This window comes from Ureibacillus massiliensis 4400831 = CIP 108448 = CCUG 49529 (assembly GCF_000772965.1).
GTDB classification, from domain to species: domain Bacteria; phylum Bacillota; class Bacilli; order Bacillales_A; family Planococcaceae; genus Ureibacillus; species Ureibacillus massiliensis.
The window spans coordinates 1-13,977 of sequence record NZ_JPVQ01000063.1 but is presented as its reverse complement, the minus strand read 5'-3'; the positions used below and the strand labels follow the sequence as shown (position 1 = coordinate 13,977).

The 13,977-nt window shown below is 32.6% G+C and carries 13 protein-coding genes and 1 pseudogene; 1 reads left to right on the top strand and 13 read right to left on the bottom strand.

The window, feature by feature from the left end:
- Positions 1-186 precede the first annotated feature (186 nt).
- From CD30_RS17775 to CD30_RS17765, 3 genes are all read right to left on the bottom strand, one after another.
- On the bottom strand, positions 187-627 hold the full coding sequence (locus tag CD30_RS17775) for a GNAT family N-acetyltransferase (RefSeq protein WP_036180008.1): 441 nt from the start codon (positions 625-627) through the stop codon (positions 187-189).
- A gap of 135 nt (positions 628-762) precedes the next feature.
- Positions 763-1,134 carry a hypothetical protein gene (locus tag CD30_RS17770; RefSeq protein ID WP_141096074.1) on the bottom strand — a complete coding sequence of 124 codons (372 nt, stop codon included), beginning with the start codon at positions 1,132-1,134 and terminating at the stop codon, positions 763-765.
- Between the two features lie 66 nt (positions 1,135-1,200).
- Positions 1,201-2,028, bottom strand: coding sequence for a TrmB family transcriptional regulator (locus tag CD30_RS17765; RefSeq protein ID WP_036180003.1), 828 nt, complete (start codon positions 2,026-2,028; stop codon positions 1,201-1,203).
- Between the two features lie 141 nt (positions 2,029-2,169).
- Here CD30_RS17765 and CD30_RS17760 point away from each other — a divergent pair, with 141 nt between their 5' ends.
- Complete coding sequence (locus tag CD30_RS17760; RefSeq protein WP_036180000.1) at positions 2,170-2,799, top strand: homoserine/threonine efflux transporter; 630 nt, start codon at positions 2,170-2,172, stop codon at positions 2,797-2,799.
- 289 nt (positions 2,800-3,088) lie between these two features.
- Here the strand turns inward: CD30_RS17760 and CD30_RS17755 are convergent, their stop codons facing one another.
- The 10 genes and pseudogenes from CD30_RS17755 to CD30_RS17710 form a co-directional block, all read right to left on the bottom strand.
- Positions 3,089-3,292 (bottom strand): hypothetical protein, encoded by a 204-nt coding sequence (locus tag CD30_RS17755; protein ID WP_036179997.1) that lies wholly within the window; start codon positions 3,290-3,292, stop codon positions 3,089-3,091.
- Between the two features lie 86 nt (positions 3,293-3,378).
- Positions 3,379-3,732, bottom strand: coding sequence for a DUF3139 domain-containing protein (locus CD30_RS17750; RefSeq protein ID WP_036179995.1), 354 nt, complete (start codon positions 3,730-3,732; stop codon positions 3,379-3,381).
- Between the two features lie 1,106 nt (positions 3,733-4,838).
- Positions 4,839-5,468: a TetR/AcrR family transcriptional regulator gene (locus tag CD30_RS17745; protein ID WP_036179992.1), complete on the bottom strand. Its 630-nt coding sequence runs from the start codon at positions 5,466-5,468 to the stop codon at positions 4,839-4,841.
- A 420-nt stretch (positions 5,469-5,888) separates the two neighbouring features.
- Positions 5,889-6,428 (bottom strand): annotated as a pseudogene (locus tag CD30_RS17740) (DinB family protein).
- A 64-nt stretch (positions 6,429-6,492) separates the two neighbouring features.
- Entirely contained in the window at positions 6,493-7,458 is a 966-nt protein-coding gene (locus CD30_RS17735; protein ID WP_036179989.1) for a bile acid:sodium symporter family protein, read from the bottom strand.
- 511 nt (positions 7,459-7,969) lie between these two features.
- Positions 7,970-8,893, bottom strand: a complete 924-nt coding sequence (locus tag CD30_RS17730; RefSeq protein ID WP_036179988.1) for a dihydrodipicolinate synthase family protein — start codon at positions 8,891-8,893, stop codon at positions 7,970-7,972.
- 26 nt (positions 8,894-8,919) lie between these two features.
- Positions 8,920-9,705 carry an HpcH/HpaI aldolase family protein gene (locus tag CD30_RS17725; RefSeq protein WP_036179985.1) on the bottom strand — a complete coding sequence of 262 codons (786 nt, stop codon included), beginning with the start codon at positions 9,703-9,705 and terminating at the stop codon, positions 8,920-8,922.
- 257 nt (positions 9,706-9,962) lie between these two features.
- Positions 9,963-10,637, bottom strand: a complete 675-nt coding sequence (locus tag CD30_RS17720) for a GntR family transcriptional regulator (RefSeq protein WP_036179983.1) — start codon at positions 10,635-10,637, stop codon at positions 9,963-9,965.
- A 47-nt stretch (positions 10,638-10,684) separates the two neighbouring features.
- Positions 10,685-11,977, bottom strand: a complete 1,293-nt coding sequence (locus tag CD30_RS17715) for an Nramp family divalent metal transporter (RefSeq protein WP_036179982.1) — start codon at positions 11,975-11,977, stop codon at positions 10,685-10,687.
- A gap of 577 nt (positions 11,978-12,554) precedes the next feature.
- The gene (locus CD30_RS17710) at positions 12,555-13,520 is read right to left on the bottom strand and encodes a 2-hydroxyacid dehydrogenase (RefSeq protein ID WP_036179981.1); all 966 of its coding nucleotides are present in this window, start codon (positions 13,518-13,520) and stop codon (positions 12,555-12,557) included.
- Positions 13,521-13,977: the final 457 nt, after the last annotated feature.

Sequence of the window (13,977 nt, the reverse complement as noted above, 5' to 3'; positions counted from 1 at the left end):
CTGTACAAATTCTTTGCACTAGTCTGCACTTTTATTTTGCAATAAACAGTTAGTACAGGGTTTCGGTGTTTTTTATTTTAATTTCAATTATTATTTTTATTGTTTTTTAGATCTTGTGAACGAAGTAAGAGGAATAATAATAAAACTATTTTTATATCAATTTATTATCTCTCACACGCCCAATTGTCACTGTCTAGATCCATTTTCCCATTCCATTAAAAGCTCTTTTTCTGCGGTCTGGTCATCTATAGATTCTTCTTTTATTACAAAACCATTTCCCAAATAAAAGTTAACGGCTTTGTTATTTTTCTTATACACCTTTAATTGTATTTTTCCCTTCGTTTTTTTTATAAAATTCAACAATCTCTTTCCGTTTCCTTCACCTTGATGCTTAACATCAATAAATAATGCAGCCAAATAATTATCTACCATTGATACGAAGCCCACAACATCGTTGTCATTGCTTATAACATAAGTTTCGGACATCGGAAGATACATTTCTTTCATTTCAATTTTCTTTGATTTCCAATAATCTTTACTAATAAAGTCGTGAGCTATTAAAGAACCTTCGTACCATATTTCTACTAATTTATTAACTTCTGTTTTTTTGTATAATCTAATATTCATCTCGTCACCCCCTATCCACTACTGTATATATAGTAAAATGGACATACTTGTTCTTCTTTCAGATGTACTCACAATCTCAATGGCCTCATGTATTTTATCTTGTATCTTTACTTTTCCGCTGACATAAATTCAAAATTACTTTTGTATCCCTCGCCAGAATACTTGCCAGATTTCTTCTAGTCTTTTTTCGTAATGCTCTCTAGAGTAATTAGCCATATAGAGGAACATTCCATCTAGGTGACAGAAAAAAGATGCTACGATTAAGTCTATTGATATAAATTTATCCGCCTCAGGACTTAAAATTTTCAATAGTACTTTCTCTATTTCTTTATCACTTTCTACACAAAGTTGAACTAATTGCTCTTTAAATTGTTCAGGAGGTAAAATAAAATATCTATTTATGAAGTTTCCTAACTCATTTTCATAAAAATAATCATTTAAAGATTTCAATATCTCATATAATTTGTTTTCAACCGATTGATTTTTAACGAAAGACTGATTTTGCACAAAAACAGTATATTCTTTTATTGCATAGTTCCTTACATTAATAAACAATTCTACAATAATAGATAGTTAGTCCACGTAATGTTTTTTAAAATCTGGATGGATAGAAAATTTACGTCGCAAATTTACGAGATTTTTTCCAAAACTACCCTCTAAAAGTTCCTTATGTTTTTCCATTATTTCTATAAGATACAAATCGTGAATCATGACTTCTGTTATTGGCATTACTAACCCTACATGCATTGTCCACGCTGCACGGCTATCATTACCTAACGAGACGATGCCTGCTACTACCTCTGAATCATCTCCACTAATAACAATCCATCTTCCCCCATACTCTTCTGTTATTTTGTTTCCCATATAATGATGATAGACATTAGCAAAATCAGAGACAATTTCTCCATAAGCAATAATGGTTACATTTACTCCTCTATCTGCTGCTTGTTTAAGTTCAGACTTTAACTCTTCATATTCATCTTTCCAGATCTCTAATAGAATTCTTTTTTTTGCAGTAAAAATACAAGCTTTTACTTTTTCTAGTATTTCAGTTTGTCCCGTGATATTCCAAATATTTTCACGGTCATTGCTAGAACCTTCAAACTTCTCTAAAGATTTTTCTGCCAGTTCGAAGTTTTCTTCTGCTTTCTTACGGCGACTTTTAATTAACTCCTTTGAAGGAACGGCTGTATATTGTGGGGTGTTTCCAGGACTAACGAGAATATCCCCTCGTATTACTAGATTATCCAGAACTTCATAAATTCTTGATCGTGGTACACCAGAGTTTTTCGCTACTGCATAGCCGCTTAAAGGAGATTCTTTCAACAAAGCAAGATATGCTTTCGCTTCATATTCAGTAAAATGTAAATTTTTCAGTATTTCTAAAATATTTTCTTTCATAAACCCTCCATCTCAATACTAGTTGCTATCTTAGTAACTAGTATTTTAACAAAATTTGTTGTAAATTTCCAAATGATTCTATATACTTTAATAAGTAGTTACTTTAGTAACCACTATCGGCAAAGGAAAGGAACGAATAATATGGATGGATTATTATCTTATATTTTAATTGCTGCAATGATGGTTGTTATACCAGGAGCAGATACAATGCTTCTAGTGAAAAATACACTAAGCTATGGTCCCAAAGCAGGATTTTATACAGTTCTCGGAATGGCAAGTGGACTTTCATTTTGGACTCTTATTGCGATTCTTGGATTATCTGTTGTTATTGCAAATTCTGTAATTCTATTTAGTACAATAAAATATTTGGGAGCTGCTTATTTAATTTATTTAGGTATAAAAAGTTTCTTTGCTAAAAGTGTGCTTTCTTTAGAAGTGATTCAAGCACAAGCCAATACACCTACCAATTCTTCAAATAAGCATAATAAAGAATCCTTTATACAAGCCTTACTTAGTAATGTTCTTAATCCAAAGACTGTTTTGGTTTATATAACTGTCATGCCACAATTTATCGATTTAAACGAAAATGTGAATCAGCAATTAATTATGTTAGCATCAATCCTTACTGTATTTGCTGTATTGTGGTTTCTAACTCTTGTTTATGTAATTGATTACGCAAAAAAATGGTTGAATAACTCCAAATTCCAGAAAGTATTTCAAAAATCAACTGGCTTAATTTTAGTAGGTTTTGGTGTTAAAACAGCAATTTAAATTAATCATGTAGCAACGTAATTAAAATCACTCCGTTCAGAAAATTGGACGGTTTTTTCTATTTGCCTCTTTTTTACTAGGAAAAGTTATAATAAGAAGAAACTCATATTAGAATCGAACTATTGATACTTTAATAATGTAATTTTATTATCTATACCTAACTTAGAAATTCTTTAAGAATTGGGAGATGAGATGAATCGCATAAAATAAAGGCATAATTCTTGCTGGAGAATCACGCCCTGTCGAGGTTATTTTAAACTGTTATCTTATTAAAAAAGCACATCTAGGACTAGAGTGACATCGAAGGTGCAGTAATTCCAGCCAAAATAATTAACAATGAGATAGAAGCTACTAAAATAGGTTGCATTGACGCATTTTCATCCTTTACTAAAGACGTAATCGCATAAACCAGTGAAAAAATAAAGATGAAGGGCCAAATAAACCAAGTCCAGTAATAAAGTATCGCTATACCATGCATCAAACCTAAAAGCATGAAACCTTCCCCCTTTTTATAAAAAGACACGTTTCTAAAATGAATAGTTATTTATTTAACCCTCCCGTTAGCTTAAATAAGGATTATTATTCAACATGCTTGAACTTTGTTTCATAATCATCATTTGATTCATAAATACCAATTTGTACAATTTCTCCATCTTTTTTGTCGTACCAATAAACCACATTGGGTTCATCAACAAATTCTACCATCGATGATAATAGAGGTCCCTTTACATTAACAACTTCAATTTTCTTTATTTCATTCTCTTCATAACCCCTATTAGATAAATAACCATACGTTTCTTTTTTTAAAGTATATACATTGTAGTTGTAGTAACCAAATAAACATAATGGAGTTAAGGTTATCAAAATCCCGAGTACGATCATTACAGTGGCCAAAAGTTTTGTTATCTTATTAACAACTATTTTATCTTCCACTTAATTTAATCACTCCTTGTACAATAACTTTATAGAAACGGGTAAGAATAACACATAAGGATTTAAATAATAATATTTTCAGCAGTTGTTCCAGAATAATTTTATGTATTTATACCATTCTTCTAGTGGGTTTTTAAAACATTTACTGCGTTAGTATTTGCTTTTTCAGAAAAGGTAACTGATACAAATAAAGTAAAACCTTCATTATTAAGCAATTGGGACGATAATTAACTTTCTCAAATAAATGCCTTCGTTTAAAATGCGCCTAATTGTGGAAGATCGTTATTTAATTAGACAAAATTTTAGCTAAATAACATTCCAAAGAAAATAACGATAGACAAAAAACGTTGATAATACTAAAGTAAGTATTACAGTAGCTATACTCCTAGCCAACCCTTTCCAATCCTCAACACCTGCAAAACCTATTAACCCTAAAAAGAAAATTATTAATGTAATATATAACAGTACATTTAAAGAATGTATCCCCTAAACGGCAGAAGCTATCGGTCCCCAAGAATTATCTAATATAAACAAAAAAATACAGATTATTGAAAAGATAAACGCCCAAATGTTAATCTTTTGCATCATTTCAGCATCTCAGCTCCTTTCTAGAATGGACGTTTACACATATTACCAGGTTGCAAAGTAATAATTATTCAAAATTCCTCAAGTAGTTATCCAACTAACCTTCCTCTTTCTGTAAAAAAAAAACGCAGTTCCATCCTCTGGAAATGCACCCTTTTCTGGAATATTGCTAAAGCCCTCGTTCGTATTATAAGGTCAGCCAGAGAAATCTGGTTGACTATTTTTTACTCAATTTATAGATTGATAGTCGCCGGGTTAGAACGTAAGCCCTCGTGGGATTAGATTCCGACAACTAACATGTTCACCCTCTACTTGTTAACACATGATTAGTTGAAGTATGATAAGAAATTTTTTATTGCATCCATTCGTATTTTAGAGTCACACGCTTCGCAACGAAAAATCTTATTCGTTCTTTCCTTGAATAGTTTATATTTTAATGAACCCTCGCACAGTCTGAATTTTTGTCTACAACTACTACAAACTATCTCATAGTAAAACATAGTTCTCCCCCTACTGATACATTACTTTTTAGTTGCCCTCTCGAAGATAGTAACAAGCTCGTTAGAATATTCCTGAACATCAAACTGGGAATTTCTCATTAATTCAATGGTAAATCCATCAATAGCATTTCTTATTGTTAATGCCATAACCCTTGCTGATTGTTTGGTAAATTCTCGGAAAATTCCTTCTTGCATTCCGAGTGTGAGGATATTTTCAATTGGTAGTAAAACTGTTTCATCATGCTCTTTTGCAAATCGTAGTTTCCCGTCAGCAGTTCTCAAATTGGAACCCAATTCTATCACAGCGAAAACATGTTTTTGATTTTTATAAACGAATTTAAGATTGGATTCAATATAAACCCGAAGCATTTCTTTAGGCGATTTTTGAGCTTCTATTAGGGGAGTAGTATAGGCTTGCCAAGCCAAATAGTATTCAATAGCTATTTGCTCCAATAATTCCTCTTTATTTGCAAAATGATATGATATAACCCCCTTACTAACTTTTGCACGTTTTGCAATTTGTCCTAAAGAGGCTTGAGAATAGCCAAGTTCTGCGATGGTTTCTATTGCATATTCAACAATTTGAGATCTGCGCGCTTTTTCGATAAATGACAATTCTTTTTGGTTAGTTGGTTTATTTTTTATACTCATAGTTTTATTTTAGTACAATCGTACAAAAATATCAAAGAATAGATGTAGATTCTCTAAATATTTTTGAATCCCTTTACAACATGACTCTCCCTTTAGTTAAAGGGTAATTCTTTACAACCAGAAACACATTAAAAATAAATATTGTTTAACTTTCCTCCACAATAAAAAAAGAGTAATACAGACCACCTGTTTACTCTTTTATACTATTCAAATTGCCCCTTAAATCAAAAGCCCTTTCCTTATGGAAAGCGCCTTTAGTTGAATTCTTAATGTGCCCTATAGAAAAGTTCATTATTGTGGATTTTTGAAGTTAGGTTGCCATTTTAATTGAATATAATAATAGATTTTGTAACCACTCATATTTCGTTTTATAGTACTCTTGATAGTTTTTATTTAATATCTCCCATTTACTAATAACGCCTATTGTCTATTCCCATGCTTTTTCAAAATTCCTAAATATTCTTTCCAAGGACCCACATCCGCTCTGTATCTCTCAGCCATTACTCTTACAATTTGGGCAATGTGTGTTAGATCATGAACAACCCAAGTCGAAAGCAACTCTCTTATTTTAACTGGTCCAAATTAAGGGTGCGAACCCTCCAACTCGAGATGCAAGTCAGGTTCAATTAGAGACTTTAGTTTATTGATATTTTTCATTCTTATTGTTTTAAATTCCTGCAACTTTTGGTCAATCGACATTTGAGACCTATCTTGCAAGTGGGAATATCGATCAAATGGTGGGAATGGTCTATTGCCACCTTCCTGAAGAATAAAATCTAACCTTGGGATCCAATTATTTTTCTCTCCCTCGATGAGGTGTTCAATCACTTCAATAGCCTTCCAAGTATCTTCTCCTTCATTACAGCGTAGCCATCCTTCCGATAGACCAGATAAAAAATACTCCAACGTTTGTGGTGTACGTTCTAGCACCTCTATCGCTTCTTTCATATCAAAGTGCATAAAACCACTCCTCCCCTTTTTAAATTCATTTTTGATTTCAACTTTCAATTTCATTTATATTAAATTATATTGATGTTGTTTCATAATTTTGATTATACTTTTGTTCGTATTTTTCTAAGACTTTATTAAACAATGAAGCTAATACTTGTTGAAATAGCATGCCGAATACAACTGGCATAGCTACTTTTGCAGGGAAATAAGTAGTCGCCACGATGACGCCAATTGCTGTATTTCTCATTCCTCCGATAAAAACAAAAGCTTTTATAATACTTATATCCTTCAATAGGAAATGCCCAATAACTAAAGCAATTACATAGCCAGATACAGCAATGAAAAATACAACAATAATAACACCCGCTAGTTCCCACGTAATATGTTTCACGTAAGGCGCGATGGCGCTACTGTTAATCATAATAACCCCAAATATACACAGCTTCGAGAATGGAGCAAGTTTGTTGCCAAGTGTCTCCTGGATATTACCTTTTGTTAGTTGATTTAAAGATATCCCTAATAAAGAAGGTATTACAATCATCCATAATAAATCTAATATTAGTGATAATGTATCAATTTCGATGGTTTTTCCAACTGCTATATGTAGTAAAGCTGGCATAATTAATGGAGATAGCAGCGAATCAATCAAAATAATTGATAAACATAAAGGGAGATTCCCCCGACTAATACTTACCCAAACTACACTTGTAATTGCAGTTGGTACTGAAGCAGATATAACATAGCCAATTGTTAGTAATTCATCATTAAAAATGACAGTAGATAAAAAATACGCCCAAATGGGCATGATGATATGTAAAAAAGCAATGCTAAACAAAATAATCGTTGGGTATTTTGAAAAACCTTTAACATCTTTAAAGTTCATACTCAAACTACTGCTAAAGGTCATAAATGCAAATAACAAAGGAACTAAAAATAAAAGATGTACACCAATATTTTGAAACAATACACCTATAATCAGACTTAGAGGTGTCAAAATAGGAATCAATGCTTGAAGCCGTTTATTGAAACTATTTAACATTGCTTATTCCTTCTTTCTTAAATAAAGCTTGTTTGAATAGGAAGATTTAAAAATTTAATATATAGTCACAGGTGTTTTTAAACATTTGCATATTGTTTCTGATTCCCTTTATGACCATATAAATTACAATTTCAAATGGCAAAAGAGGATAACAGCTTCGGATAATTAGGGCAATATCATCAAGTATATGAGGCTGAGACAAAAGTGAGAAATCTGCTATTCAGGTACAAACTGATTAGCAGATTTTTGCTTTTAGCATTATGTTGCTTTCCACTTCGGCGGACGCGCATCCAGGGCGAGCTTTGAGCCTCCTTGAGCTTCGCTCTGTGGGGTCTCGAACTGCTCTCTTTGCTCCCGCAGGAGTCGCCGCCTGCGTTCCAAGCAACAAATGGTCATAGCAAATAATTACAACTTTAAATAAGAAATAAATTTAAAATTTTATTTATGTCCCAGCCTGTCTACATTCATTTAAAACACGTAGAAAGAAGACTAGCATTACGGAATGAACTTATTAAACTTCTAAACTTTCTGAAGTTAAATTCCATGACTTGAGAATAGCGGATAACTCTTTTTTGTCGTTCTCTTCTAAAGGAGCAACTGGTTCTCTCGTGATACCGGCTGTTAAACCTAGTAGTTCCATAGCTTCTTTAATCACCACTACATTATTACCGTTATTATTTTTTGCTCTAAGAGTTTCAAATGGTAATAATTCTGACCAAGCTTTCCAGATGATCTCCTTGTTATCTTCTTGTAATGCTGTTAACAATTCAAATGATTTTTCTGGATAAAGATTCACTAGTCCAGAAGTAAATCCTACTGCACCAGCATTAAAGAAAAATGGCGCCCATTTTTCAGCAGTACCGCAAATCCAGGCGATATTGTGTTTTTTAGGCACTTCCCTAACAAGTTTTGCAAACCTCGGTAAATCATTAATTGCGTATTTTACACCTACTAGTTTCTCCATAGGTGCCAATTCCTTTAAAACATTATCACTTAAATTAGGATCTTTAAAATATATAATTGACGGTATATCTAGTGCTTCAATGATATTTCTGAAATATTCTATTGCACCTTTTTCTGTAACATAAGGATGTATCGGTTGATGAATCATAGCGCAGTTAGCGCCAACTTTTTGTGCTACTTTTCCCATTTCAATTGCTGTATCCACTGCATAGCCAACACCTGCTACAACAGTAGCTCTTCCATCCACTAGGCGAACTACTTCTTTTGTAATGCTACTGGCTTCCTCCAAGGTTAAAGAATAGAATTCGCCTGTATTTCCATTTGGCACGATTACTTCTAGTTTATTTTTTAATAGAAATTGGATATTCTTTTCTAATCCTTTCCAATCGATTTCCCTTGTTTCATTTTTAAATGGGACAATATTAATTGCTGAAATAGTAGAAAACCTCTCACTAACATTAGAGTGACCCATTGATTTTCTCTCCTTTTTAATTTGATTTACAAACTTATTCCCGATTCACTTTTCACTTCTGTTATATACTCCTTGAAAGAATGGTTAATTAGGGAGGTTATAGTTAAGCATACATAATCTGCACCCCATTCTTTTCGTGCTTTTGCCCCAGCTTTATCTTTCGTATGAATCCCGACTTTTACTCCATATTTTCTAGCCGTTTCGTAGATTTTATCAATACTTTTTAATACTTCAGGATGATCGATTCTACCTCCAAATCCTAAGGAAACAGATAAGTCAGTAGGACCAATATAAACCATGTCAATTCCTTCAACACTTAAAATTTCCTCAAGGTTTTCCATTGCTTTACTAGATTCAATGTGAATACAAATTAAACTTTGTTGATTAGCATGTTCCAAATATTCATGTATCGGCACTATGCCATATTGAGCTGCCCTCATTGAAAATGCAGCTCCTCTTTTTCCTATTGGAGGATATTTGACCGCATCAACAATTTGTTTAACCTGTTCTTTTTCTTCAACTTGAGGAACGTGAACACCATGTGCCCCTCTATCCATAACTTTTAAAATCTCACTTGAACTACTTGAACTAACGCGTACCAATGGAGTAACACCAACATTTTCAGAGGCAATAACCATATGTTCAATGTTTTCGGCTGAAAGCATACCATGCTCATTATCAATGACAATTACATCAAATCCATTGTATCCAGCCATTTCAACTAGCTGTGTACTCGGAAAACCAATAAATACTCCAAAAGCTGTTTCTAGTGAATTACCATTAAATGTCGCCTTTAATTTATTTTTAAACAAATCCCCATCCTTTCTTTGTTATTCTGAAGCTTTTTAAATGTATATCTTTAAATATATGATATTTGATATATCAGATATTAATAGAATTTCCTCCAATGATAGTATCCTAAAATTTCACAACTATTCAGATAAATAATGGCGCATTTATCGATAACATCAAATAGATCTTCTTAGAACGTTATGAAAAAAGCCACCTTTACTTAATCTAAAGGCGGCAAAATTTGTTAATCATTTTATTATTCTCCACCAAAATGGATTTATTTACTATTGTTTTTGTTTAACGTTAAATTTGTAGAACGGTTAATATGATTTCGCATAACATCTTCCGCTCCTACAGCATCTTTCTCTTTTATCTTCTCGAAAATTGTAGAATGCTCTTTAAAAGCCCTTTCGTGTTCCTCTACATCAGACAATACATTTTTTCTAATAAATTTATCAAAGGAACATACAGCTTCTATTTGGTTGGAGATGTAATTATTCTTTGCAATTTGTATGATAAAATCATGGAATTTACTATTATATTTTTCTAGCATTTTACTATTTTTTTCATTTGTATAGAATTTCATTTTCATTAAAATAGACTCAAGCTTTGCTATTTCTTCATCCGTTCTTTTATTAGCAGCTAAACGTGCCGCAACTCCCTCTAGTGCTGCCCTAGCCCATCTAATTTCTTCCACTGAGTTCATAAAGTTTGTGGATACATATGAACCCTTTCTTGCTTGTGTTACTACTAAACCATCCTTTTCAAGCTGCCTTAAAGCCTCTTTGACAGGTGTTGTACTTACATTAAATTCTTTTGCAAGTTCCCTCTCCCTTAAATGAGTCCCAGCTTCGTACTTTTTATTCAATATTGCTTCTTTCATTTCTTCATATATCAACTCTCGAACAGACCGTGATTGCATACTTATCCTTGTTATAATCTCTTCATTCATTGTAGCTGTTCTCCTTTTTGAATATTATTATTTTAATAGATTAACAATCAAGAGAAGAAACTTATTAGTAATTGATAAGATCCCCAAATAGCTAATATTGTCGTCCCTACTAGCATAATATTTTCAAACCAATTGTTTGTATGTTTACCTAAATATTTCTTCTGATTAGAAATGATGAGAAGACCAACCGCTATTGCTGGTAAAGCTACGATATTTAGTGCATTCGTAAATAGAGTGAGAGCTACAAATCCAGTAGACCCAGGTACAGACCAGATAACTGGGGAAATTAGGAGAAATAAACTGATCCACTTAAACTTTGAATCTCCCTCTATTTTTTGTTCTTTTGTTAACACTTTATTAGTCACTTTGTAATAACAATCTGTAATCACTTTTGCATAGCCAATTGCTGTTCCTATCACACTACTATAAAGAATTGCAAAAACGCCAAGATAAAAAATCCAAGATCCTAACTCACCCATATATATGGCAAGAGCAAGGGAAATATCATCTATGGTCTCAACTTGAATATTGTTAGGACGTAAGATTTCTGCTCCAATTATCCAAATGGCTAATGTAAGTACAATCGCTGCTATAAATCCGAACAGTAAATCATTTCGTTGAATTCGTTTGTGCATTGGCTTAATCCATCCTTTATCCTGTAAAAAATAAGGATAAATCAGATTAGTAAGAGAACCAGCTACTGCACCTACTAATGAAACCCCAACAAGAATTACACTATAAGCACCTGTATCGTCTGGCAATCCGAAACCTACCGTCCCCTTTAGAATACCTACGACATCAGGTTTGCTATATACTGCCAATCCTATAAATGATACCGTTAATATGGCTAATAGCCCTTTCATTACCCACTCTAGTTTTTTATATACATTTCTTCCCATAATCAATAAGCTGACTAAAACAACAATTACTGACCATATGAAATCGCTTCCAAATCCAAACATCCAATTTAGAGCTATTCCTGATCCTTTTATCATTTGAGCTACAATTAAATGTCCTATAAATAGAGACGCAATTCCAAAAAAGAAAGGGAAAAACTTATGCAGACGTGCATAGCCTTCTAAAATTGTCATACCTTCATTATTATATATCTGAAAACGACCCATAATATTACAAATTACAAACCTTATTAAAAGAGACAATACGAGAAGCCACATTAGATTGTATCCATAGTTTGCACCAGATACAGATGCAGTAATAAGGTCACCTGCCCCCATCATGGTGAGTATCATAATTATTCCCGGTCCATATACTTTTAGATTACCCCATATCTTTTGTATAAAACTTTCATTAGATTGAATGGTTTCCTTTTGTAACTCCATCATTTCCCTCCAAGCTTTTAATTATAGTATTCTTCAATTTCATTAATAAAAATATGAAAAATCAAAGCACTCACCATCTAAACACTGTCTCATACAACTGAATATCTCTTTGAATAGAAGAAATACTCGATACTTGTAATTTCTTTAGTTTGATCCTCCCTCTTACATTTTCAAAATATGGTCTATAACAATAGAATCGGGATGAAATAAACTGTATTTCCTTCATTCATCTTGATTCAATAGGTTAATTAGGTAAGCGTTATCATTTCTCGCCACCCCATTTCCGTAATATATGAAATGTGATATATCAGATATTCAAATAAATTCATAAAAATTTCGTTATTTCGAATGATAATTCGTTTAGGAAAGATCCTTCCTAATGGATTATGAATGGTGAGTAAAAATCAAGTTATTATTAATACTCTTCTCGCAAGATGAAAGATAAAAATTAATAAGAAAAGAAGGAAAATCAAGAGATTCCCCTTCTTTAAATAAATTTCTATAAAAATTTAAAAAGAATACTACTCAATCCAATATCTTTTTAAGTATCTAAAAGTTTATGAAATAAAGTTCCCTACTACCTTGCCTTAATTAGATTTGGCGGAATTTCCCCCATTAAACCAGAAACCAGATTCTCTGCAGCTAACATCGCCATTTTAAATCGTGTTTCATGTGTAGCAGAACCGATATGGGGTGTAGTAACAACATTCTTCATATATAACAACGGATTATCCATTTCGATTGGTTCCATAGTAAAGACATCAAGTCCTGCACCAGCAATTTCCCCTGCTTGAAGTGCGTGAATTAATGCTTCTTCATCTACCGTTTTACCTCTTGAACAATTAATAAAGATAGCCGAATTTTTCATCATTTCAAATTCTCTTTTCCCCATCATTTTCTCAGTCTCTGGTGTATGGGGTGTCATTAAACATACAAAATCGGATTTCTCAAGCAGTTCATCCATAGAACAATAAGTTGCACCATACTTTTGTTCAGCATCTTCATTCCTTGAACGATTGTGATAAAGAATATCCATGCCAAACCCTAAATTAGCCCTTTGCGCGACCGCTGCTCCAATTCCTCCCAGTCCTATAATTCCTAACACTTTATGATGAACATCTACTCCGAACCACTGCGATTCTAGGTTTGATTTCCACTGACCTGTTTTTACCCAATGATCTAGTTCTGGTATCCTTCTAGCTGTTGATAACATTAAACCCATAACAGTATCTGCGACAGTCTCATTCAAAAGCTCAGGGGTGTTTGTTGCTAATATTCTTCGTTCTGATAGTTCCGGTAAATTGAGATTGTCATAACCAACTGAAATGTTGCTCACTACTTTTAATTGAGGCGCCTGATCTAATAAGGTCTTGTCCACTTTCAATAACGATCCTAATATACCATGAGCATCTTTTAAGCTATGAAGAAATTCAGGATAAGTATCCGAGTCGAGATTCTCAAAATAAGTCACATCACAAGTTTCTTGAACAAAGTCTATTACTTTTCGATCAACCTTCTTATAAATGATTACTTTTGGTTTAATAATGATTCACCCTCCAAATAATAAATTTGATTCTTCAAACTTAAATCGTTAGATAAACTTTCAACTCATTTCCTTTAGGTATCACAGAGTACCTAGTTTGAACTGAAAAAATTGAACAACAACATCATATCTTGATGCACGGATTTCAACGTTGTTTGTAACATTATATACAATCAATTTATTTTCAAAATTTGAATTTAGACCATTTCTTTTTATATTTCTCTATTTTCATTTCTTCAAAGTTCATTGATTTACGGTAATTAACTAATAATTTTTCTACCAACTCGCTATATAATAATTGTTCAAGCTTTCATTTTTAGAAAATAGATAAAAAAAACGAGAATCCCTAAATAGAGACTCTCGTTTGTATTTCGCAAGTGAAAATTGAGCCATTTATTAATTAAAAACTGAGCCACTTAAAGCTGACTATTTTCTAGCCATTCTTTTGTATCTAATA